General features: G+C 67.5%; 19 protein-coding genes. 8 read left to right on the top strand and 11 right to left on the bottom strand.

All coding sequences use genetic code 11. The annotated features are described in order from the left end of the window. Nucleotides 1–41 precede the first annotated feature (41 nt). From V4F39_RS18600 to V4F39_RS18580, 5 genes are read right to left on the bottom strand one after another with little or no spacing between them, the layout of a single operon-like run. Nucleotides 42–1,937, bottom strand: a complete 1,896-nt coding sequence (locus V4F39_RS18600) for a hypothetical protein (RefSeq protein WP_332291284.1) — start codon at nucleotides 1,935–1,937, stop codon at nucleotides 42–44. Next, the gene (locus tag V4F39_RS18595) at nucleotides 1,909–2,955 is read right to left on the bottom strand and encodes a PD-(D/E)XK motif protein (RefSeq protein WP_332291283.1); all 1,047 of its coding nucleotides are present in this window, start codon (nucleotides 2,953–2,955) and stop codon (nucleotides 1,909–1,911) included. Before V4F39_RS18595 ends, V4F39_RS18600 begins: the two co-directional genes overlap by 29 nt. Continuing rightward, nucleotides 2,952–5,591 carry a Z1 domain-containing protein gene (locus V4F39_RS18590; protein WP_332291282.1) on the bottom strand — a complete coding sequence of 880 codons (2,640 nt, stop codon included), beginning with the start codon at nucleotides 5,589–5,591 and terminating at the stop codon, nucleotides 2,952–2,954. The genes V4F39_RS18595 and V4F39_RS18590 overlap by 4 nt, the downstream gene beginning before the upstream one ends. Before the next feature lie 29 nt (nucleotides 5,592–5,620). Then, complete coding sequence (locus V4F39_RS18585; protein WP_332291280.1) at nucleotides 5,621–7,741, bottom strand: DNA cytosine methyltransferase; 2,121 nt, start codon at nucleotides 7,739–7,741, stop codon at nucleotides 5,621–5,623. After that, complete coding sequence (locus V4F39_RS18580; RefSeq protein ID WP_332291278.1) at nucleotides 7,738–8,175, bottom strand: hypothetical protein; 438 nt, start codon at nucleotides 8,173–8,175, stop codon at nucleotides 7,738–7,740. The genes V4F39_RS18585 and V4F39_RS18580 overlap by 4 nt, the downstream gene beginning before the upstream one ends. Before the next feature lie 231 nt (nucleotides 8,176–8,406). Between V4F39_RS18580 and V4F39_RS18575 the strand changes: the two genes are divergently transcribed. Together V4F39_RS18575 and V4F39_RS18570 are read left to right on the top strand one after the other, a co-directional pair. Continuing rightward, nucleotides 8,407–9,018: a hypothetical protein gene (locus V4F39_RS18575; protein WP_332291277.1), complete on the top strand. Its 612-nt coding sequence runs from the start codon at nucleotides 8,407–8,409 to the stop codon at nucleotides 9,016–9,018. Further along, nucleotides 9,011–9,955: a nucleotidyl transferase AbiEii/AbiGii toxin family protein gene (locus V4F39_RS18570; protein WP_332291276.1), complete on the top strand. Its 945-nt coding sequence runs from the start codon at nucleotides 9,011–9,013 to the stop codon at nucleotides 9,953–9,955. The genes V4F39_RS18575 and V4F39_RS18570 overlap by 8 nt, the downstream gene beginning before the upstream one ends. A 426-nt stretch (nucleotides 9,956–10,381) precedes the next feature. Here V4F39_RS18570 and V4F39_RS18565 read toward each other — a convergent pair whose 3' ends face one another. From V4F39_RS18565 to modA, 3 genes are read right to left on the bottom strand one after another with little or no spacing between them, the layout of a single operon-like run. Continuing rightward, complete coding sequence (locus tag V4F39_RS18565) at nucleotides 10,382–11,521, bottom strand: ABC transporter ATP-binding protein (protein ID WP_332291275.1); 1,140 nt, start codon at nucleotides 11,519–11,521, stop codon at nucleotides 10,382–10,384. Next, complete coding sequence (modB, locus tag V4F39_RS18560) at nucleotides 11,518–12,183, bottom strand: molybdate ABC transporter permease subunit (protein ID WP_332291274.1); 666 nt, start codon at nucleotides 12,181–12,183, stop codon at nucleotides 11,518–11,520. Before modB ends, V4F39_RS18565 begins: the two co-directional genes overlap by 4 nt. Before the next feature lie 11 nt (nucleotides 12,184–12,194). Next, on the bottom strand, nucleotides 12,195–12,983 hold the full coding sequence (modA, locus tag V4F39_RS18555; RefSeq protein WP_332291273.1) for a molybdate ABC transporter substrate-binding protein: 789 nt from the start codon (nucleotides 12,981–12,983) through the stop codon (nucleotides 12,195–12,197). Between the two features lie 140 nt (nucleotides 12,984–13,123). Between modA and V4F39_RS18550 the strand changes: the two genes are divergently transcribed. Then, nucleotides 13,124–13,510 (top strand): winged helix-turn-helix domain-containing protein, encoded by a 387-nt coding sequence (locus V4F39_RS18550; protein WP_332291271.1) that lies wholly within the window; start codon nucleotides 13,124–13,126, stop codon nucleotides 13,508–13,510. A 23-nt stretch (nucleotides 13,511–13,533) separates the two neighbouring features. On the opposite strand, the gene V4F39_RS18545 is transcribed toward V4F39_RS18550, so the two are convergent. After that, complete coding sequence (locus V4F39_RS18545) at nucleotides 13,534–13,776, bottom strand: DUF1653 domain-containing protein (RefSeq protein WP_332291270.1); 243 nt, start codon at nucleotides 13,774–13,776, stop codon at nucleotides 13,534–13,536. 183 nt (nucleotides 13,777–13,959) lie between these two features. Next, nucleotides 13,960–14,904, bottom strand: a complete 945-nt coding sequence (locus V4F39_RS18540) for a LysR family transcriptional regulator (protein ID WP_332291269.1) — start codon at nucleotides 14,902–14,904, stop codon at nucleotides 13,960–13,962. Nucleotides 14,905–15,033: 129 nt separating this feature from the next. Here V4F39_RS18540 and V4F39_RS18535 point away from each other — a divergent pair, with 129 nt between their 5' ends. Beyond that, a complete protein-coding gene (locus V4F39_RS18535) occupies nucleotides 15,034–16,239 on the top strand; it encodes an MFS transporter (RefSeq protein ID WP_332291268.1) in 1,206 nt (401 codons plus the stop codon). Between the two features lie 27 nt (nucleotides 16,240–16,266). Here the strand turns inward: V4F39_RS18535 and V4F39_RS18530 are convergent, their stop codons facing one another. Next, nucleotides 16,267–17,367, bottom strand: a complete 1,101-nt coding sequence (locus V4F39_RS18530) for a pectate lyase family protein (protein WP_332291267.1) — start codon at nucleotides 17,365–17,367, stop codon at nucleotides 16,267–16,269. Nucleotides 17,368–17,614: 247 nt separating this feature from the next. Here V4F39_RS18530 and V4F39_RS18525 point away from each other — a divergent pair, with 247 nt between their 5' ends. From V4F39_RS18525 to cobA, 4 genes are all read left to right on the top strand, one after another. After that, a complete protein-coding gene (locus V4F39_RS18525; protein ID WP_332291265.1) occupies nucleotides 17,615–18,460 on the top strand; it encodes an SHOCT domain-containing protein in 846 nt (281 codons plus the stop codon). A gap of 102 nt (nucleotides 18,461–18,562) precedes the next feature. Next, complete coding sequence (locus V4F39_RS18520) at nucleotides 18,563–19,600, top strand: extracellular catalytic domain type 1 short-chain-length polyhydroxyalkanoate depolymerase (protein WP_332291264.1); 1,038 nt, start codon at nucleotides 18,563–18,565, stop codon at nucleotides 19,598–19,600. 34 nt (nucleotides 19,601–19,634) lie between these two features. Continuing rightward, on the top strand, nucleotides 19,635–20,444 hold the full coding sequence (locus tag V4F39_RS18515; protein ID WP_332291263.1) for a transglutaminase-like domain-containing protein: 810 nt from the start codon (nucleotides 19,635–19,637) through the stop codon (nucleotides 20,442–20,444). 344 nt (nucleotides 20,445–20,788) lie between these two features. Then, nucleotides 20,789–21,613 carry a uroporphyrinogen-III C-methyltransferase gene (gene cobA / locus V4F39_RS18510; RefSeq protein ID WP_332291262.1) on the top strand — a complete coding sequence of 275 codons (825 nt, stop codon included), beginning with the start codon at nucleotides 20,789–20,791 and terminating at the stop codon, nucleotides 21,611–21,613. Nucleotides 21,614–21,649 lie beyond the last annotated feature (36 nt).

The raw sequence follows: 21,649 nt of genomic DNA, 5'->3' as shown, positions 1-21,649 counted from the left end.
ATGGGCTGCTGCTCTCCTGTAGGGAGATGCGGTCGCTGTCCTCATCCCGCCGCCTCCGCCTTGAGTTCAACGGAAATCATGGCGTCGGGGGGAATGCTGACCACGAGGGTCCATGTTCCGCTGCGGGCTGGAATCACGCAGCTGGCTGTGCCGCTCGCCGCTGTTGCCCCGGCTGGATCTATCCACTTCAGCACCCTCGGTTGCTGCGCTCCCTGCGGCGGTTCGCTTTCGAAGCCGTCGGCAATGAGCACTTTGGGCAGCGCTACAACCCGGACGGCCTCACCGCTCGGGCTTGTCGCTTCGAATCGAGCGACCATTGATGCGATGCCGTCCACGAGCTCTATTGCCGGCTCGCCGACGAACGACGTCCTCGGCGCTCCGGCGCCGCCGCGCCGTGCGCCCGACCGGCCTTGCCCGTTGGATCCCGCTCCGCCGCCCGCAGGACCGGCCGGTCCGGAGGCTGCGTGACCCAGCGAAGGAACGAGTCCGCCGAGCAGGCGCGCGAAGCCGGCAACCGAGTGAACGCCCGACGCGGCGGCTGCGATGGGCGGCGGGGCGGTAAATGCTTCGACAGCCTCCTTCACCCGGCGAAGCGCGACCCGCACGTAGGTCTTCTCGGAGGCGTTCAAAAGCAGATCGGGAACCCAGTCGTCATGGGTCGGCGGCTCTGCACCGGCAAATGCAGCGTCTGCGTCGGCATCGACGCGGAACACGCCCGCGTATTCAGCCAGTTCGTATGGGACCAACGGGCCGTCGACATACTTCACGACGAAGTTGGGCGCACGCATCAAGGCAATCTGGCGCATGGGACGCCTGAGCTGCCGCTGGTACAGCTCGGCTCCATTTCCGTCAGCACCGCCCTCCGCAGGCGGCGAGGGCACCGAATCTCCTGGACGCCGAACAAGCGCAAGGCGCCCCAGCAGCTTCTTCGGCCTCTGAGAAGCAATAGGCTCCAGCACCGCGCCCGCAGCAGCGACTCCGGATGCAGCTGCGGCAAAAGCCTGCGCAAGCAGCGCCAGCTCAGGCTCTTCGTGCAGCTTTGGCAGCGGCAGTTCGACGCCCTGCCAGCGGACGCTGAACATCATGGTCGGCGTTTGGCCTGGGCCGTCGATGAGCTTCGGCCAGAAGTAGTCGATGACCGCGCGTCCCATTTGCTGCAGGACCTGCAAAGGGCTGGACCCTTCAAAGTCGGGCGCGAGTACATAGACCGTGGTGCCCAGCGCATCCGGGGCGCGCTGGATGCCGCCCAGCAGCTGCGCCAGTGCGTCGGCTTCATGGCCGACGACAGGATCGACGACATCGTCCGGCGCCAGCCGGCCCCACCAGTGGCGCCCGGTAAATCGCCGGGCGTCGGGGCCGCTGCTTTCGAACTGCGGCCCCAGTGCGGCAGCCATGAACCTGGATTCGACGCCGTGCCCGTTCATGAAGCGGGTATGGATGCAGATGGTCTTGAGCGAGCTGGCTAGGAAGTAGGCGGCTTTGCCAAAGCCGTAGGTTCCGCCCGCGTGCGTACGGTTCGGCGGCCGGCCGATGTAGCGCATAAAGTCGACGAAGTTTGTCGATTCGCCGGGCAGCGGAACCACGTTCCCGCGAGTGGGGCCGCTCAGTCCGCGCGTGCCGAAGTCGCTGACGGCAAGTATTGGGAGGTCGCCGTCGGCGAGAAGGCGCGCCCGCACGTCGACCGCAGCGGGGACGTTCGCAAAAACCTGCGCGGCCAGCTGCCGCCGCGCAGCCTGGTCGAGAAGCGCCCCGTCAATGTGGAACTGCACCCCGGCGTCGTCTCCCAGCCGCGCATCCCAGCTGTTTTGAACCGCCTCTCGAACCAGCAGCGTGAATCTATCGGCACGCGGCCGGCCGAGCTGATTCGACACCCCTTCGGCAGCTGCGCCGCCCGTCGCAGAAAACGGCTCAGACTGCAGGTCCAGCGGTGCCGGCATTACCGCCTCCTGCAAGGGTCGCATGAAGGCTGGCCAGCCTATCGGGCTGGAGGGGGGCGCCGGACGATGCGGCCAGATCTACGGTGTAGTGAACATCCGACACCCCTTGCGGAGTCCCCGGCGGGTTGAAGGAGGCCGGCGTCAGCCGCGGAAACGATGACGAGACTTCGTAGAGCCGCCAGTCGACAACGTCGAGCCGAAGCTGCCGGTAGTGCGCCTCATCACGCTGGTCATACCCCGCCTGCAGGAGCCGGTCGGTCAGATCGCGCCGATCAACGCCCGCAGACAGCACGGCCTGGACCAGATCCGGCACGGTGGAACCCGACGCGCCGTTTGCCTCCAGCCGCATCGCGCACAGGTGGAGCTGGGCGTCGGGCGGCAGTTCCAACTGAGTCAGGCCGTGAATGCGGAACTTCCATTCGTCTCGGCGCAGTGTGGTCTTCACTTCGAGCGCGGCGCCGCCGACAGCGAAGTCGTGCCGTGCACCGTGAGGGCCGTGCCACGCCGAAACGCCTTGGGCATTCAGTGCCGCAATCCGCGCCAAGTGCCACAGCTCGCCGAACAGCCCGCAAAGGGCTTCGGTTGAAAGAATGTTGGAGGATTCGCGGTCCAGCAGTTCGCGCCAGCGCTGAAGCGTTTGGCGGCAGGCCTGCAGCGGTGGAGCCGAGCCGTCCCGCAGCAAGCCCAGCACCTCGTCTGCCAGATGAGTGAAGACGTTGTTGAGGTGGGCCTTTCGGCAGGCAAGATCGAGATACTGGCGCTGGCCCGACGCGTCTACGAGCGGACGCGTAGTCAGATGCACGCCGCCGCTTCGCCGGTCGTGCGCAGCAGGAAAGTCCGCGGCAACCGGAACCAAGACGTGCCGGAGCCCGGACGCGTCGATTGCCAGCAGCGCTGCGCCGTGAGCGGTGGACAGCCCCGTGTCGAAGACGCGGAACTCCCCGCGGGTGGGCACATCGGGGCTGAGTTCGAGCTGGCGCCATCCGTCTTGAGATTTCTGAGCACCGCCCTCCGTCATTCGTCAGCCTCGACCATGTCTTCGAGGTCGTCGATGTCGATCATCTCGCTGCCGACGTCAGGGAGTTCGACGGTCATGTAGTTCTGCGGGGTCAGATCGTTCTGCGGGACGTCCGGGAAGACCAGTGCGATCCCGATGACGTGCTGGACCGCGCCAAGCGGGGCGCGTTCGCTGCTCCCCTTGCGCGGCATCGAATCCTTGCCAATGGGGTACAGCAGCAGCAACCCGCGGTCCGGGGCAGCTTCGTCGCGAAGGGCCCGCAGGGCTTCGCGGTCCTTGCCGCGAAGTTCGGACGCGGACTGGGGCACATCGAGGGCGACATCGGTCTCCGACATCAGAGCCTTGATGTCAACCACCTGGGGGCTTCTCTCGCGCAGCGAGCGCGCGCGATTGACCAGCGGCACCTCCGCGTCCAGGCCGAGGTCAATTGTTCCCAGCTCGGGCCGCGGGTCGGACCGCGTGACGACGCCAACGGTCCAGGTCGTAATGTGGCCGCGCTGATTTTGCTCGCGGATGTAGCTCTGGAGCAGTCCGCTGGGCATCTCGCTGTTGTTGATGTCGATGGCGTATTCGTTCAAAAACTGGAGAACCTGGGTCGAAGGGACATCGAAGAACACCTTGTGCGGCTTGTCTTCCACAGTCTTCTGCTGAATGCCGGCCGCACGAATGCGCGCGATCAGGGCGCGCGCTGCGGCGAGGTTTTGATTCAGCCAGGCGGCGTCTTCGTGGCGGAAGACGATGGTTTGAACTTCCCGCGCGTTGAACGCCATCTTGGCGGAAACCGCATGCTGCATCTTGAGCTTCGCCGTGATGGCAAGCGCCGGATGCTGCCGAACGCGGACCGCGAACTCCATGGGCGTGACGTCTCCGTTTTTGTACCGGGAGATGTCCTGGCGAATTTCTCGTTCAACGCTTGCCAGGTCGTAGAAGTAGTCGCGCAGCTCCTGAGTCATCCACACGCGGGCAAGATCGCTGTAGCCTGGTCTGTAGCCGAACCAGCGCCCCATCTGGAGCAGCGTGTCGTAGGCAGAGGCCGAGCGGATGAAGAAGCTGACCGTCAGACCTTCGAGAGTCAAACCGCGGGACAGCACGTTGCCGCCGATCACGATGTAGATGCGGCCGTTGCCATCGGCGTCCGGCTGATAGTCCACTCTGTCCAGGGTCGGGCTGGTGCCGTTTTCCACCTTGGTTTCAGTCAGCTTGACTACAGCCGCCAGGTGCCCCATCAGATCGCCGAAGGCAACCGGCTTCAACCCAAGATCTTCCGGAGGCAGGGCTGCCTGCTCGCGCAGCCACAGCGCCTCGAGTTCAGCGATCAATGCAGCGTCGCCCTTTTGAAGCTGCTTGAGCACGGTGTTCTGAAACGCGTCTACAACGCCCTTGGCGTTTCGGTGCACCGCCGCGTACTGGGTGGTGTGAATGAGCATGGAGGCGTGTTTGCCGCGCTGACCTCGCACGCGCCGTGCGGCGGCTGCCATCCAGAAGTACAGCATCGCCTCGCGGAGCGTAGGCACGATGTCAGGGACGAAGGTGAACCGGGCGTCTCTGTTCGGCGGCTTGAGCTGCGCGCCCTCGGCTTCGGGGACCAGGCGTATTACGTTCAGGCCGTCTACGGGGTCTTCTGTTTCATCGAGAGGAGCGCGTCCGAACAGCTGCTCCGCGCCGAAGTAGCCGTTTCCGCGCGGCAGGTCGACGATGAAGTCCCTGGGATACAGATCCTCCGGCAGGGTGGGGTCGATGAACAGGTTGGCGAAGGGGGTGGCGGTGTAGCCGACGTATGCCGCCTTTGGCAGGTCCGCGAGGAGCTTGACGATCCACTCGTTGATCTTGGTCCGTTCATCCGGCTTTGGATGCGAGTTCGGGCTGGCCTGGTCTGCCTCGTCGTCGATGATCAGGACGGGGCAGGCGCGAAGCACCTCGGGTCGAGCACCCGTCAGCCATCTGTGCAGCCGCTTGAGCCTGGCGCTGTTCTTTTTGACGACGCCAAGCACTTTGGTCGAGTGCTTTTCAGTCAGAAAGGAATTGACGTTGGTGCTGGCTGCGAAATCGTCTTCTACGTTCGTGACGGTGATCCAGTGCTCCAGGTTGGCGGCTATCAGGTCTTCGTCGATGCGCAGCTGAGTCTGATAGCGCAGGACGTTGTTCATCCCGGAGAGCACGATGATGAATCGGTAGCCGACGTCGGCGGCTTTCGCGATCACTGCTGTAAAGCTGGCGGTCTTGCCGCTTTGCACGTGCCCCAGTACGAGCCCGCGCGTGCGAATCTGTGCTTTGCCCGGAGGGTCGAGCAGGGAAACCACACGGGTCGACGCAGCATCAATGTCCTTGATGGATTCGGCGTCCCACCCCTTGGTTCTGAGGTGCTTTTCGTACGAATGCCATAGGCGGTCGGATGGGTCGGGGCCCAGGTACCAGGGGTCGATGTGCTTGTTGTAGATGCTCCCGGGCTCCTTCATCGTCCACACGCGACGGCTGGCATCGCGGTACTTCTGAAGGGCTTGTTCAACCAGAGCCTGGGGCAGCAGAGTTGCAAGGCGCGCTGCAGCCTCCTCCGGTGTTCTCCCAGCTCGCACCGAATCGTGAATCTGCTCGGCCAGCTGCCCGACCTGGTCATTGGCACCATCGCTCAACGGCATGAAAGTCCCCCTGAAGTTATTGGTATCGGTCAGAGTTTGAGGATGAACTCTGCAACCGCCTTCGTGACATTGGGGCAGACAGCGTTCGCAAGCTGCTGCTGCTTGTGCATCAACCCGCCTTCTGCTCCGGAGGCTGTGCCGGAAAAACGGAACCAGTCGGGGAAGCACTGCAGCCGCGCCGCTTCCCGAAGCGAAAGGCCTCGATGCTGCGCCGGGTGGATGATCATGCTCTTGCGGTAGTGGCCCATCGTGATCGCCGGCTCCGTCCAGGCAAGTCGACGATAGATGTTGCTATGCGTTCGCTCCACGTCGGCGTAGTTGGTCATCAGATCGCGGACCGCCTGCCAGTTCTGCCCTTGGCCAATTCCCTTGTACCGCTCGATGACGTACTCCGCGTGCCGTGATGTGACGTGGTCCCAAATGATTCCCCTCGGAGCGCCGGCGCGCATGGCTCGGAGGAACGCGTTCTGCTGAAGGCGGTTCGCATCCTCCTCGTAGCTGCGCTCCGTCAGTGCTTCCCCATTGCCCAGCTTCGGCAGATCTGCAATGGCATCGCGCACCGTCACAAACGCCTTGTTTGTACCGGGCCCATGACTGGGCTTTGGGAACGGTCCCCACTTGCCAAAGTCTTCCGACGAATAGCCCACGTCTTTGTGGATGCCGAGCAGGAAGAACCGATTGCGGTTCTGGGGGGCGCCGTACCAAACTGCATCAAGCAGCTTGGGAAAAACGAGGTAGCCCATGCCTTCGAGGCGCTCCAGCACGTGCGCAGCCACGCTCAGATCGGCGTCGGCCTCTTCTCTGGGCGTCCACAGTATTCCCTGCACGTTCTCCATCAAGAGCACCCTGGGTGCCATCTGCGACACGCAGTCCAGGAAGGCGTCCACCAGCCGGTTGTTGGGGTTGGAACTCGACCAGCTGTTGCGGTTGGCGCTGGAGAACCCCTGGCATGGTGGGCCGCCGATCAGAACATCGACGTCTCCGCGTTCCCTTGCCATCGCTCCAAGATGAGACCTGACCTGGGCCGAACAAAGATCCATCGGGGCGTACGCGGCCGGCGTAGTGTCGGCTGGCGTAAGCCCTGCCTTCTGCATATAGGCATGGTTCTGCCTCAGCGTTTGCGTGTAGATGGGATGGATTTCGGCCGAGCCTGCGATGCGATAGCCGCGCCCATCGGCCGTTCGCGCGCTCAGGAAGCCCAGCCCCATGCCTCCGGCGCCCGCGAAAAGCTCCACGATGTTCAGCGTGTTCTTGCCCTCCGTCAGGCGCTGCCTGAATTGCACAGGCTGGTCGAGCCACTGCGAGCGCTGGCTGGCGGCCTTCGCGTCGTGACCTGCAGCAATCTTGCGGTTGGCCCGCACGAGGATCTTCAGAGGAGCTGTGCGGTCTGCGGCCTCAGTCCTTCGGGCAGTCTCTGCGCCTGTCGCAGCGCGCTCCCGCTTAGCCTTGCGGGCAGCGAGCCGAACCCATCGCGTCCAGGCCAGCAACTGCGCCAGCTTCTTGAGCCCGTCGTCAAGGCCGAGTGACGTTACCCCCACGAGGACGCCCCGGCGGTACCCCGTGATGCCTCCGATGGACAGAGCAAAGCAGGTCAGCTCCTCTACGCCGCCGAGCGCCGTCTTGCCAAGGTTTGCTGCGTAGCACTCGGAGGCGCCGGCGGGTTTGCTCAGGCTCACCTGCTGCCAGCTCGCTGCATCGACGCGCTCTTGGGCAGGAGAGGTGCGCACGCCGTCCCGCGCGCGCGCGAACTCCAGCTTTCGCGTCGGGTCGATCTCGATCACGTAGTGGAGGGATGCGGGGCTGTCCGCCTCCAGGCGCTCCACCATTTGAGCGGCGGCAACCGTGCGGAAGCTGCAGACGACAACCCCCGTGCGCGCCTTTGCGGTTTCGAGCAGCGACATCGCGGTATCGATGCGCGAGGCGTCCTCGCCCAACTCCTGCTCGCCGGCAGCCTTGAGTACATCGCCGACGAGGTGGTAGAGCCGCATGCGCGGGACCCCCCCCTTCCTCCCTTGGGCGCGCAGATGGCCTGCAACCTCTTCGAGAATCCACACTGGGCCCAGGTCGGCCGTTGCGGCGCCGACACCCGCCAGGACTTGGGGCTCGAATGCAACGTCGGATGCGGTCAGTTCTACGCTCATGGTGCTCATGCCCCAGCCCTCCGCGCTAGCCGTGGAGGAACGATGGCGGCTCCAAACTGGAGGGGGAGTTGCTCCAGCGCTGGGAAGCTGCTGGCCCAAGCGGCCTGCAGCTGCTCGGCAAAAGGCCTCATGGGAACCAGGACTGCCGGTGTGTCGAGGTCGGGTTCGCCGGTCAGCAGAATCGCCTTGCCTTGTTCAACTTGGACAAGGAGTCGGCGGTCCGCGAGCTGCGGCCAACTAGTGCTGCGGCAGAGGGAAAACAGGTCGATGGAGGCGCCGGCGAGCGCGCCGACGCCGATGCCCATAACCTTGACCAGATGGCGGACCACGAGCAGCGCCAGCGCGTCGCCGGGTGTGAAGCAGGGCGTGTAGCCGTTGAGGCCCGCAAGCGGCGGCAGCACGCTGCGCCAGTGCCGCAGCGTCTGGTCGGACAGTTGCGCCACTTCGGCGACTTGTTGGGGGGTAAGCCTTAGCATAGTTTAATTGTAAATTCCAGTCATCTTGTTGTCGACCACAAGATGAGCCGTTGTGGACGCTGACCGCGCCTCTGGCGCGTCCCTCTGGCGTCCCTGAAGCCAACGAAGGCTGTGGCGCCGACCAGTGGCCTCTCGCGGCCGCATGCACGCCGCCGTCAATAGCTGTAGAATGCATGGAATTTCAATGAAAATTGAACCATGTCGGCCACCGTTCAACGTTCCGAGTCTTCCCTGCGAGGCGCAGTTGCGCATCTTGCAGACGAGCTGCAGGCCGGGCGCGTCTACCGGCGGGAAGACCTGGCACGCATGTCCACCGCCGTGGACAGACATCTGCGTGAGCTGGTGGCTTCCGGCAGGTTGAAAAAGCTCGCTCAAGGCCTGTACCACGCGCCGAAGCAATCCAGCTTTGGGCCGCTGCCGCCCGCAGATGAACAAGTCGTGGGCGGCTTCCTGCGCGACAAGAGCTTCCTGGTGTTCTCTCCCTCGGCCTACAACGCTGTGGGGTTGGGCACCACCCAGCTCTACAACCGCACCTTGGTCTACAACCACAAGCGCCACGGTGTGTTCAAGCTTGGCAACCGGCAGTTCGACTTCCGCATGAAGCCGCGATTCCCAAAGAAGCTTTCGCCCGAGTTTCTGTTCGTCGATGCGCTGAACAACCTCGGCGATCTTGCGGAAGACCAGGCTGCGTTGTTGCAGCGCGCCCAGGCCCGAGCGGGTTCCTTTGATCGACAGCGGCTACTGCGGGCCGTCGAAAGCTACGGCTCGATGGCAACCAAGAAGCGCCTCGCGGCCTGGCTGCATGCCTAACTTCCTGCACGACCGACGCGACTTCACGCAGCTCGTCTCGATCGTGGCCGACGAACGAGGCATCGATCCTGTACTCGTCGAGAAGGACTACTGGATCATGCATTGCCTCTGGGGCCTGCAGTCCCAGGGCTTCCGGTTCGAGCTGAAGGGCGGTACCTCGCTCTCCAAAGGCTTCGGTGTCATCCACCGATTCTCGGAAGACATCGACATCCGGATTGAGCCACCGGAGTCGATGGAGGTGCGAACAGGGAGGAACCAGGACAAGCCCGCGCATGTTGAATCGCGGCGTGCTTTCTACGATTGGCTGGCGGTAGAGATCAAGATTCCAGGAGTCTTGAGCGGGGAGCGCGACACCGCCTTCGACGACGAAAAGCTGCGCAGCGCCGGCGTCCGCCTCATCTATCCCACCGTCAGCCGAGCCTTGGAAGGCGTGAAGACCGGCATCCTGCTGGAGTTGGGGTTCGACGACACGGCGCCAAATCGCGCGGTGACGATCTCGTCTTGGGCCTACGACACGGCGGTGGCCCGAGGGGTGAAGGTTGCGGACAACCGCGCTCAGCAGGTGCCTTGCTATGCGCCGACGCACACCTTCGTCGAGAAGCTGCAGACGATTTCGACCAAGTACCGACGCCTCGATGCTGCCCAGGAGTTCCCCAAGAACTTCCTGCGGCACTACTACGATGTCTATTGCCTGCTCGACTTGCCCGAGGTCCAGGAATTCCTAGGCCAGGCCGCGTACGAAGAGCGAAAGCAGCAGCGCTTCCGCAGCGGCGACGAACTGAAGATTGCGAAGAACGCGGCCTTCCGGCTCGAAGACGCAGCCCAGCGGCAGCTATTCAGCGGCGAGTACCAGAAGACTGCGGCGCTCTACTACCTTGGCCAGCCGCCGTTCGAAGACCTGCTCAATCGCATCCACGAACACATCCTCGTGATGTGACGTCAGGTGAGGTGTCCAAGCAACGGGCTGCCCGACGTTGTCGCTCGACTTCCGCGCATCAACTCGCGCCCGCGGCCTGCTCCGCCCTGACGTAAAGCGCATGGTGTTCGAGCGTGCAGCGTCGAGGCGGTAAAAGCGTGCCGGATGCGAGACCCCGTATAGTGACGTTTCGCGGTCGTTTTCATAGGGAATCCGGCCGTCGATCACGCGCTCAGATGGCCCGCGATAGTTGACGATTGATGTGCTGGAGCAGCCGCCCGTCAAACCGAGTCCATCTCCCGCGCCAGCTAAAGCGCTGGGTTTTTGACGGTAGAAGTGACGGTAAAGCTCGATGGTCCAGACTGACAAAGCTAGTGTTCATGCGGGTTTCCGGGCCTCGGAAACCATCGAGTGGGAGTGACCCTCGTTTGCCTCGTGCGCCAATCGTCAGCCGGTGCGCAAGGGCATCACATGGACCAGGGCAGGGTCCAGCCGCACGCCGATGCGCGCGCCCAATGCAAAGCCCTGTCGCCGCGCGCCTGACAGCGTCAACACCAGCCGCGCCCCGGGCACCGCGTTCAGGCTCAGCGTGGCCAGGGTGATCTCGCCGAGGTGCCTGGCCTCCATGACCTCGGCGCTGAAGTCGGTCGGCCCGACAGCGCCGGCGTCGCACAGCGAGATGCCGTCGCTGGGGACGACCCAGTTCACCGCCTGCCCGGCGGGAATCTTGCCCTTGTCGCGCACCTTCAGCACCGGCGCCATCTCGCTGCTGCCGCCTTCACTGGTCCAGCGAAGCAGGCCCTGGCCGGGTGTGTCGGACGGCCCGAGCCACTGCCCCTGGAAGCGGTTCTGGATGCCCATCAGGTCGGCCACGCGCGCGTTGCGCGGCGCGTTGTGGATGTGCGCGGGCGAACCCTGCTGCAGCACCTGCCCCGCATCCATCACGACCAGCCGATCGGCCAGCATGCGGGCTTCGTTCAGGTCGTGCGTCACCAGCACGATGGGGATGGCGAGTTCGCGGCGCAGGTCGGCCAGCAGCCGGTAGAGACCCTGCCGATTCATCTGGTCCACCGCCGAGAAAGGTTCGTCCAGCAGCAGCAGCCGTGGCGCGCGCGCCAGTGCCCGGGCCACCGCCACGCGCTGCTGCTCGCCGCCCGACAGCGCCGCCGGCCGGCGCGTCTGCTGATCGGCGCCGAGGTGCACATGGTCCAGCCAGCGGCGCGCCTGCACCAGCCGCTCGTCGAGCGGAAGGTGCAGCAGCGACAGCGCCACGTTGCCCACGGCGTCCAGGTGCGGCATCAGCGCGTAGTTCTGGAACACCAGCCCGACATGACGGCGCTGCGGCGGCAGGAAGACACCGCGGGCCGTGTCGCACCAGACCTCGCCGCCGACCTGCACACGCCCTTGCTGGGGCCGCATCAGGCCGGCCAACACGCGCACCAGCGAGGTCTTGCCGGCACCCGAGGGCCCGACCAGCGCCAGCAGTTCGCCCCCCTCGCAGCGCAGGCTGCCGCGCAGCGGCATCGGCTGCGCCTGCTCGACGTCGACGACCAGCGCCGGGCTGGCCTGACCGTCCGGCCCGCTCACCGCCGCACGGCCAGTCGCGCGGACGCGAAGAAGGAGGCACCCACCGCGCCCAGCGAGAACAGCAACAGCAGCAAGGCCATCTGGTGGGCACTCAACAGGTCGAAGGCCTGCACGCGGTCGTAGATCGAGACGGCGATGGTCTTGGTCTCGCCCGGGATGCTGCCGCCCACCATCAGCACGACGCCGAACTCGCCCAGCGTGTGCACGAAGGTGAGCACGCAGGCCGAGAGCACGCCGGGCCAGGCCAGCGGCAGCTCGATGCGCCAGAACGTCTGCCAGGCCGACAAGCCGCTGACCGCCGCGGCTTCGGCCAGCTGCCGCGGGATCGCCTCGAAGGCGCGCTGCACCGGCTGCACGAGGAAGGGGATGTTGAAGAGGATGGACGCGATCAGCAGACCGAGGAAGTTGAAGGTCAAGCGCAACCCAAGGTGTTGCTGCACCCACGCGCCGATGGGCGAGGCGCCCCCCATCGAGACCAGCAGGTAGTAGCCCAGCACGGTCGGCGGCAGCACCAGCGGCAGCACGACCAGGGCCTCGATCCACGGCTTGGCGGCCACGCGCGTGTAGGCCAGCCAGCGGCCCAGGCACAGGCCGGCAGGCAGCAGCACCAGCAGCGTGACGGCCGCCAGCTCCAGCGACAGGATCAGGGCTTGCCAGTCCACGGCCGCGGGCCCTATTCCTTGGGCATGGCGAAGCCGTAGCGCACCATGACCTCCTGGGCACCCGGTGACGAGAGGTACTGGTAGAAGGCGCGCGCGGCGGGTGGCGCACCCTTGACCAGCACCATGCGCTGCTTCAGGGGCCGGTGCCAGCTCTCGGGGACGAGCGCAAAGCTGCCCAGGTTCTTCATCGCAGGGGCCAGTGCCAGCGAATACGCGATCACACCGCCTTGCGCCGAGCCCGAAGTGGCGAACTGCGCTGCCTGCGAGATGTTCTCGCCCAGCACGAGCTTGCCCTGGATCGCATCCCACAGGCCGGCGTGCTGCAGCGCTTCCTTCGCCCGCGCGCCATACGGGGCGTGCTCGGGGTTCGCAATGGCGAACTTCTGGAGCCGGCCATCCTTCAACGCGGCGGCCAGGTCCTTGAACTCGCCGTCGGCCTTGAGCGGCGAGCCCGGCGGCACGAGGATGCCGATGCGCCCGACGGCGTAGGCGCGGCCCCGGTCTTCGGTCTTGCCCGCGTCGGCCAGCTGATGGACGAAGCTCTCGTCGGCCGACATGAACAGGTGGAACGGCGCGTCCTGCAGGATCTGTGTCTTGAAGTTCCCGGACGACCCGAACACCAGCCGCAGCCGGGTGCCGGTCTCCTGCTCGAAGCGTGCCGCAACCTCCTCGATGGCGAACTTGAGGTCGGACGCCGCGGCCACGGTCGGCACGGTCTGCGCCTGCAGCGGCGAGAGCGAGGACAGGCACAGCGGCGCGGCAGCCAACACGGTGAGGACGCGGCGACGGATCACGGACATGGAAGGGCTCCGGGCGGGGGTGCGGAATGCGGGTGTGCCGAGGCGATATCTACGGAAAGGGATATCGCACGCGGAGTATATCGGTGAGGCCCGGCGGTGGCGGCTGTCGGTGATGCCGGCAGGCGAGAATGCGGACCGCCATGAAGACCACGCTCAGCGTCTCTCCACTCGATCCCAAGACGCGCTTCCGCGTCCAGGTCAAGCACGCGGTGGCCATCGGCCCGGGCAAGGCCGATGTGTTGCAGGCCGTCGCCGAGACCGGTTCCCTCTCCGAGGCCGGGCGCCAACTGGGCATGAGCTACCAACGGGTGTGGTCGCTCGTGCGGGCGATGAACGGCGACTTCATCGAGCCGCTGGTCCTGACCCAGCGCGGCGGCGCGGCCGGCGGCGGGGCTGTGCTGAGCCACACGGGCGCCCAGGCCTTGGCGATCTACCGGGCCATTGAGCGCGACGCCGAACGCGCGGTGGCCAAACGGCTGCCTCAGTTGCTGGCGCTGATCAGGCCGGAAGCGGGTGCGGAACCGTAGCTGATCGGGCGCTACCCGCTGCGTCAAAGGCCCGGCAGGGGTTCGAACCGCGGCCGGCGAACACCGCCCACCTCGACCGTCCCGAAGAACATCGCGTGCGGCCGCAGCCACCAGCCGGTGTCGCCGTAGAGCGGCCGGTAGACGACCAGCGGCTCGTGGGTCTCGCTGTGGCGCGCAACGCCGATCACCTCGTACTCGCCGCCCTTGTAGTGGCGGTAGCGGCCGAGCGGCGTGGAGGGCAGGGGGGCGAGGTGTGTCGTCGTCATCGGTCGGTCCGGCGGGCCCGCGAGGATAGCCGCGCGCTTCAGCACAGCAAGGCTTGCGCGGATGACTGTATGGACATACAGTATCCAAAACTGGAGATGCATGATGAACCCAGCTTGGCGCCAGCACTACCTCCCCGCACGAGACCGCACCCCCCGTTGGCTGCGCAAGCTGTGGGGTTGGCTCTAGAGCCGATCGACGCTCACGGCCACGGCCAGCCGCATGGTCTCGATGAAGCGCCGCAGCTTGGCGGGATAGAACCGGGCGTGCGGGTAGATCAGGTACACCGGCAGCGGTGACGCCTGCCAATCCGGCACGAGTTGTACGAGCCGGCCCTGCGCCAGGTCGTCCTTCAGCAGCCACGCGGAGGCGACGCACACGCCCAGGCCCAGCACCGCTGCGCTGCGCAGCGCGTAGAGGCTGTCGGTGTTCATGCGCGGGCGGATGGCAACACGGTGGGCCTCGCCGCTGCCCGCATGCGTCAGCAGCACCTCCGTCCGGTAAAAGGTCTGCAGGGCCAGCCAGGGCAGGGCCTTGAGATCGGCCGCGTGCGTGGTCGGCGCGCGGCCTGCCAGGACCGACGGTGCGGCCACGACGATCCGCGGCACCTCCGACAGCTTCAGCGCCACCACCGACGGGTCGGTGACCTCGCCGACCTGGATGGCGCAGTCGATTCCTTCGGCGACGAAGTCGGGTCGCCGGTCGTGCAGCAGCCATTCGACGTTCACCTTCGGGCAGGCCGCCAGGTAACCGGCCAGCGGTTCGACGAGCAGATGCTGCCCCAGCGCATGCGGCGCCACCACGCGCAGCGTGCCTTCGGGCTCGTCGCCCGCGCCCTTCAGGTCCGCCTCGAATGCCGCCCAGTCGGCCAGCAGTTCCTTCGCCCGCACGAAGCATCGCTCGCCGTCGTCGGTGAGTTGCATGGTGTGCGTCGAGCGGCGCAGCAGCCGCAAGCCCAGCGATCGCTCCAACGCCTGCAGGCGGCGGCTCACCGTCGGCTGGGTCGCGCCCATCTGCGCGGCCGCGGCGGAGAGGCTGCCCGCTTCGACGATGTGCACGAAGGTCTGCATCAGCGTCAGCCGGTCGGCAGGCGCAGCCGGTGGCGGGGGGTCGATCGGTATGTGCGTCATTCCGGTCGTTTATGCGCGGTGTGCATGTCCATTGTGCAACCCGTGGGCCTACACGGCGAAGGCCCGGCGATCGACACTGCACGCACACGGCCATTACCAAGGGTTTTCACTGTGCCTACCATTCCATCAATGCATGCAACCAAGCCGGCGCTGTCCGCTGCCGCGGGTGCCGCCGGCGCGCAGCTGCCGCTCTCGCTGCTGATGCTGCTCGCCACGGGCGCGGGCCTCGCGGTCGCCTCGCTGTACTACAGCCAGCCGATGCTCGGCATCCTGGCGGAGGACATCGGCGCATCGGCGCGCCTGCTCGGCTTCGTCCCGACGCTGACGCAGCTCGGCTATGCGCTCGGCCTCCTGCTGCTTGCGCCGCTGGGCGATCGTTATGACCGGCGGCGCATCATCCTGCTGAAGGCCGGCGCACTGTGCGCCGCGCTGCTGCTGGCGGGCGCTTCGCCCTCTGTGGAGGTGCTGCTCGCCGCCAGCCTGGCCGTCGGCCTCGCCGCGACGATGGCGCAGGACATCGTTCCCGCCGCGGCGACGCTGGCGCCCGAGTCGGGCCGCGGCAAGGCCGTGGGCACGGTGATGACGGGCCTGCTGCTGGGCATCCTGCTGTCGCGCGTGGTCAGCGGCTTCGTCGCGGAGCACTGGGGGTGGCGGGCGATGTTCCTCGCGGCAGCCGGCAGCATCGCCGCCATCGGCGCGATGGCGTGGCGGCGGCTGCCCCGGTTTACGCCCACCACGCACCTGCCGTACCGGGCGCTGCTCGCGTCGCTCGGCGGGCTATGGCGGCGGCATCCCGCACTGCGGCGCGCGGCCTGGTCGCAGGGGCTGTTGTCGGTGGGCTTCAGCGCTTTCTGGTCGACGCTGGCGGTCATGCTGCATGGCGCACCCTTCCACCTCGGGGCGGCCGCGGCCGGCGCGTTCGGCCTGGCCGGTGCGGCCGGCGCGCTCGCCGCGCCCATCGCCGGGCGGCTGTCCGATCGCCGCGGGCCCGAGCGGGTGACACGCCTGGGCGCCGGCCTGGTGGTCCTGTCGTTCGCGTCCCTGGCGCTGGCGCCCTGGCTGACGGTGCAGGGCCAGATCGGGCTGCTCGTCGCCGCGTCCATCGGCTTCGACCTCGGCATCCAGGCCACGCTGGTCGCGCACCAGACGATCGTCTACGGCATCGAGCCCGCTGCGCGCAGCCGGCTGAATGCGGTGCTGTTCACCGGGGTGTTCGTCGGCATGGCCGCCGGCTCGGCGCTCGGTGCCGTGCTGCTGGCCCAATGGGGCTGGATGGGCGTGGCCGGGTTGGCCACGCTGTCGGCCCTCGCGGCACTCGCCGTGCGCATGCGCTGACGGGTTGCCGCTGGGCCTTCGCCCGCATCAATCGCGTGGCAGCGGGATCCGCACCACGCCCACGCCCGCCTCGCGCCGGATCTGCTCCACGACGGCGGGGCTCATCTCCCGGGCGACGTAGGGATACGGCGGCGGCGTGCCGATGTGGGGATTGAAGCCGCAGCTGTTCAGGTCGACCGCGGCATGGTTGAGCGTCGAGCCGGTGTCCCGCATCAGCGAGCCGCCGTAGGCCCGGGTGACGCTGCACGGCGTGCTCAGTCCGCCGACGAGGAAGGCGTTGCGCTCCGAGCGGGTCGTCGATTCCACGCCAATGCCGTACGAGTATTGGTAGGGATAGATGCCGTCATTCCGGTCGTGCTCGAACACGTTGTTGAACAGGTGGACGTTGCCGAAACGCACCCGCGGCGTGCGCTGCATGACACGGGTGAAGTGGTTGTTCAGGAAGGTCACGCGCAACGTGCCCCGGTCCTGCGGGCCGTTGCTGTCGCTGTGGCCGATGAGGATCGTCTTGTCGTGCAGCTCGAAGCGGCAGTGCGACACCGTCACGTAGTCTGCGCCGCGCTTGATGTCGAGCGCGCCGTCGTGCTGCACGAACTTCCAGCCGTTGACCTCCTTGTACTGGTCGATGGTGAAGCGGCCGTCGCTGAACGTCACCTGGTCGACCCACACGTGGTGCGAGCCGACGATGCTCAGCCCGTCCCACTCGGCGTTCCAGCCATCGCCGTCCTCGAACTGCGGGTCCACGTCGACCGGGTTCTCGATGAAGAGGTTGTGCACGATCACGTTGTGCACGTCCTGCACGAAGAGCGCGCCCTCGATGATCTTCGCGTTGGGACCCCCACCGACGAGCGTCGTGTTCGACGTCAGGCGCACCGTGCCGCGCGCGCTCTGGTCCGCGCGGTTGGCGTAGGGCCTGCCTTCGCTGACGTCGATCGTGCCGCGGACCATGAGGATCTTTGGCGCGTCGCCCATGCTGCGCAGCACCTCGCGCAGCTGCGCGACGGTGTCCACGATGAACAGGCGGCCGCTCCCACCCCCGGTGGTTCCATTGCCCTGGGCCGCCCAGCCGACGACTTGCCGGAAGCCTGCGCGGCCGTGCGCATCGCTGTCGTTCCTGTCGATGGTCATGTCATCTCCAAATGGTTTGAATGCGTGCAACAAACCGACTTCAATTGTTGCAATGCCACTTTAATTGTTTGTGCCGGTGCGAATCTATCGTTGTCGCTGAATGACGGTGCCGGCGGCCCGGGCCGTTGCGGGCCTGCACCGTGTTACGCTGGACCGGGCCCCGCGCCTTCACTACCCGGGCATCCACGCGCAGGCATGCTGGCTGCTGGAGCCGCGCGAACCCCCACCTCTTCCCCTGGAATCTCCCATGCGACAACTCTCGCCCGAGGGCCGTGCTGCCATCGAAGGCATTGCGATGCGCCACGGTTTCAGCGTCGATGCCGTCGTCCACATGCTCGAAGCCGTGGCCAACGGCAACGGCGGCATGGCCCAGTTCAACCATCCCGAGTTCGCCGGTTCCGGCCAATGGATGCGCGGCGGCATGACGATGGTGTCCGACATGTTCAACAACCACCTGAAGGGCCGCGTCGACGGCCTGTGCGCGGAGTTGTCGAACCTGGTGGCCAACGAGCCGGGCCTGCTGCAGGGGGGCAGCTTCCAGTCGCAGAGCCAGGGCGGCCAGCCGCCACAGTTCCAGAGCCAGGGCGGCCACGGCGGCGACCGGGGCGCAGCCGGGCAAGCCAGCCTCTTCGTGCCGCCGTCGCCGGGCACCGGTGGCGACTGGTGGCCGGCGGACTTGCGCTGGCCGAGCAGCACTGGCACCCAGAACCAGGTGCGCTATGCGCACTTCGCCCAGGCGCACCGCCTGGCGATCGACCTCGGCGGCCGTGTGACCGTGTACGACACGCTCGACCACGACATCGGCGGCTTCTCGCAGCAGCAGTCGTCCGGGGGCTCGCTGAGCTTCCACAGCCAGCACGGGCTGGTCGACGTCGCGAGCCTGCCGGTGGTCTGGCGCAGCGACGGCAACACGCCGGCCGCGCCGTCGCCATCCTATGCCCCGGCGCCCGCACCGGCGGCCGTTGCCGCCGCGGCGGGCGAGGGCGCCGACGTCTTCGCGACGATCGAGCGGCTCGCAGCGCTGGCCGCCAAGGGCATCCTCACTGCGGAAGAATTCAACGCGAAGAAGGCCGAACTGCTGGGCCGGTTGTAGGTTGTAGGCTGGTTCCCACGTGCGATTGGCGCGTCGGAGGCCCGCACGACGCACGGAAAAGGCGCAAGATGCTGCGCTGCAGCATCAGCATCAAGGACCCGTGTGAATCCCTCCGACATCTCCCAGACCATCGATCGTGCCCTCGCGGCGGCCGGGCTCGACCGCGACCTGCCCTCGCTGGCGGAAGCGCGGGCCACCATCGCCAAGGCGCTGGGCTCCGCCGGCGTGCTGCCGGGCGCCAGCGCCCGGGCCCGCACCGCGGCACCGGCCTCCTACCCGGGCGAATTCCTCGCATGCACGCACGCCAACGGCGCGGGCAGCCGCGACTACAAGCTCTACGTCCCGCCCTCGTACAAATCCGGCCGGCCGGCGCCGCTGATCGTCATGCTGCACGGCTGCAAGCAGGATCCCGACGACTTCGCGGCAGGCACCGGGATGAACGCGCTGGCCGACACGCACGGCTTCCTCGTCGCCTACCCGGCGCAGCACCCGCGCGCCAACGGCGGCAACTGCTGGAACTGGTTCGAAGCCGACCAGCAGGTGCGCACGGGGGCCGAGCCTTCGCTGATCGCCGGCATCGTCGACGCGATCGCGGCCGACCATGCCGTCGACCCGTCCCGCGTCTTCGTGGCCGGCCTGTCGGCGGGGGCGGCCATGGCCGTCATCCTCGGGGCGGCCTATCCGGAGGTGTTCGCCGGCGTGGCGGCCCATTCCGGCCTGCCGCGCGGCGCGGCGCACGACATGGGGTCGGCGTTCGCCGCGATGCGTGCCGCCCCGCCGCAGCCCGCCGGCGGGACGCCCCGGGCCACCAGCGCCCACGTGCGCACCATCGTCTTCCACGGCGACGCGGATGCGACGGTGAACCCGGCCAACGGGCGGGCGATCGTCGAGCAGGCGGTGGCCGCCTTCGAGCGGGCCGAGCTGCCGCTGCGCCAGGCGCCCCGTGCAGCCGCCGTCGTCGGCGGCCGCAAGGCCGCGAGCACCGATTTCCTCGACCCGTCGGGCCGCATCGCCGTGCGCGAGTGGGTCGTGCAGGGCGGGGCGCACGCGTGGTTCGGCGGCAGCCCCGCAGGTTCGTACACCGATGCGAGCGGGCCCGACGCGTCGGCGGAGATCGTGCGGTTCTTTCTCGGGCAGTGAAGGGCGGGCGCCGTTGCGCCGCGGAGGTATCGACATGGCCGACACATCGAGGACTTTCGAGATCGACTGCGAACTCAACTACGAGGTGCAGTCCCCCAGCACCTTTGTGTTCAAGATCGAGGCCGCGTTCACCGCGGAGCAGTCCATCGGCGACGAGACGCTCACCACGCTGCCCGCCCTGCCGATCGGCCGCTACACCGATCCGCTGGGCAACCGCACGCTGCGCGTCAACGTGGGCCCCGGCCCGTTCAGCATCCGCTACCGCACGCAGGCGACGGTGCGGCGCCTGCCCGGTGCCCCCAACCAGCGCGAGACGCCCATCGCCTACCTGCCGCTGGACGTGCTGCCCTACCTGACGGGCAGCCGCTATGTCGAGTCGGAGCTGATCTTCAACGACGCGGTGCGCTGGATCGGCACCACCGATCTCGGCTTCCGGCGGGTCGAGCGCATTTGCCAATGGGTGCGCGAGAACGTCAAGTACGAGGTGGGCACCTCCAAGCCCTATGGCACCGCCCGCGACGTGCTGACGACGCGCACGGGCGTGTGCCGGGACTACGCGCACGTGGCCATCGGCCTGTGCCGGGCGCTCAACATCCCGGCGCGCTTCGTCGTGGGCCATGTCGAGTGGGACACGCCGCCGCCGGATTTCCATGCGCTGTTCGAGGCCTGGCTCGACGGCCGCTGGGTGCTGTTCGATCCGACGGAGATGGCGGATCCGCTGGACGTCATCCGCATCGGCACCGGCCAGGACGCGGCGGACCTGCCGTTTGCCACGATCTTCGGCAATGCGCACATGACGCGCATGGCGCCGCTGGTGTTCAGGTCGGCGGGCACGGTGACCTGATGCGGGGCGGCGGGAGGCCGCGATGCACCAAGCTGGGACGCCGGTGTCTCCACGCCCGTCCGGGGTGACCCCGTCCCGCGCGGACAGACCCGCGCAGCATGCGCAAGCGCCGGGCACGAAGCATGCTTGAGACGGTGTGCGGTGCAACGACGCACCGCCGCCTTGCGATGGGTGTCCCCGCCCCGGGACCGCTTCCGACGGACCGCCCCCGGGCGCCCGTGCGTGTGACCCGCATCGTTGCCACCGCTGCCCGACGCCGGCCAGCGCACCGTCCGCCCCGCAGCGACGCGATCCGTCGCCTGCTGAGCCGCTGCCTCGCCGCCCCGTCCTCGAAAGCAACCGCCATGACCGTCCTCGCGAACCCTGCTGCCGCCGTGCACCCCGTCCACCTCGTCGGCGCCGGCCCCGGTGATCCGGAACTGCTCACGCTCAAGGCCGTGCGCGTGCTGCGCGAGGCCACCGTGATCCTGGTCGACGACCTGGTCGGCGAGCAGGTGCTGGCCACGGTGCTCGACGGCGTCGTGCCGGCGCCGCGGCTGGTTCACGTCGGCAAGCGCGGCGGCTGCGCCTCCACCCCGCAGGCCTTCATCTGCAAGCTGTTGGTGCGCGAGGCGCTGGCCGGCGAGAAGGTGGTGCGGCTGAAGGGCGGCGACCCGCTGGTCTTCGGCCGGGCCGGCGAGGAGATGGCGGCGCTGCGCGAGGCCGGCGTGCCGGTGGCGGTGGTCAACGGCATCACCTCGGGCCTGGCCGCGGCCAACACGCTGGGCGCCGGCTGGACCGACCGCGACGCCGGCGCCCAGGGCGTGATGCTCGTCACCGGCCACGCCCAGGCGGGCAGCGAGGGCCCCGACTGGGACGCGATCGGTACCGTCGCCGCCGGCGGCGTGACGCTGGTCGTCTACATGGGCGTCATGCACGCGCCGCGCATCGTCGCGTCGCTGCGCCGCCACCTGCCCGGCAGCCTGCCGGCGGCCGCGGTGCAGCACGCCAGCACCGCTGCCGAACGGCGCACGGTCGCCACGCTCGACACCTTGGTCGAGACCCTGGCACGCGAGGGCATCGGCAGCCCGGCCGTGCTGGTGATCGGACGGGTGCTCGACGCGGCGGCCGGCCGGCTGGGGCAGGGGGATGCAGCGGCCGCGCCGGCGCCGCTGGCCGTCGCCGGCTGATCGATACTGCTTCGGTGACCTGCAACGAAGCCCGTC

This window comes from Aquincola agrisoli (assembly GCF_036621135.1).
Taxonomy (GTDB): Bacteria; Pseudomonadota; Gammaproteobacteria; order Burkholderiales; family Burkholderiaceae_C; genus Aquincola; species Aquincola agrisoli.
Note: the sequence above shows the minus strand (reverse complement) of the source record. Positions and strands in the feature narration are given on the sequence as shown.

Coding starts and splice junctions, on each gene's coding strand:
- V4F39_RS18535 (WP_332291268.1), top strand. CDS start 15,034: ATGCATGCAACCAAGCCGGCGCTGTCCGCTGCCGCGGGTGCCGCCGGC.
- V4F39_RS18600 (WP_332291284.1), bottom strand. CDS start 1,937: ATGCCGGCACCGCTGGACCTGCAGTCTGAGCCGTTTTCTGCGACGGGC.
- V4F39_RS18525 (WP_332291265.1), top strand. CDS start 17,615: ATGCGACAACTCTCGCCCGAGGGCCGTGCTGCCATCGAAGGCATTGCG.
- V4F39_RS18575 (WP_332291277.1), top strand. CDS start 8,407: ATGTCGGCCACCGTTCAACGTTCCGAGTCTTCCCTGCGAGGCGCAGTT.
- V4F39_RS18530 (WP_332291267.1), bottom strand. CDS start 17,367: ATGACCATCGACAGGAACGACAGCGATGCGCACGGCCGCGCAGGCTTC.
- V4F39_RS18515 (WP_332291263.1), top strand. CDS start 19,635: ATGGCCGACACATCGAGGACTTTCGAGATCGACTGCGAACTCAACTAC.
- V4F39_RS18570 (WP_332291276.1), top strand. CDS start 9,011: ATGCCTAACTTCCTGCACGACCGACGCGACTTCACGCAGCTCGTCTCG.
- cobA (WP_332291262.1), top strand. CDS start 20,789: ATGACCGTCCTCGCGAACCCTGCTGCCGCCGTGCACCCCGTCCACCTC.
- V4F39_RS18595 (WP_332291283.1), bottom strand. CDS start 2,955: ATGACGGAGGGCGGTGCTCAGAAATCTCAAGACGGATGGCGCCAGCTC.
- modA (WP_332291273.1), bottom strand. CDS start 12,983: ATGTCCGTGATCCGTCGCCGCGTCCTCACCGTGTTGGCTGCCGCGCCG.
- V4F39_RS18585 (WP_332291280.1), bottom strand. CDS start 7,741: ATGAGCACCATGAGCGTAGAACTGACCGCATCCGACGTTGCATTCGAG.
- V4F39_RS18550 (WP_332291271.1), top strand. CDS start 13,124: ATGAAGACCACGCTCAGCGTCTCTCCACTCGATCCCAAGACGCGCTTC.
- V4F39_RS18590 (WP_332291282.1), bottom strand. CDS start 5,591: ATGCCGTTGAGCGATGGTGCCAATGACCAGGTCGGGCAGCTGGCCGAG.
- V4F39_RS18545 (WP_332291270.1), bottom strand. CDS start 13,776: ATGACGACGACACACCTCGCCCCCCTGCCCTCCACGCCGCTCGGCCGC.
- V4F39_RS18540 (WP_332291269.1), bottom strand. CDS start 14,904: ATGACGCACATACCGATCGACCCCCCGCCACCGGCTGCGCCTGCCGAC.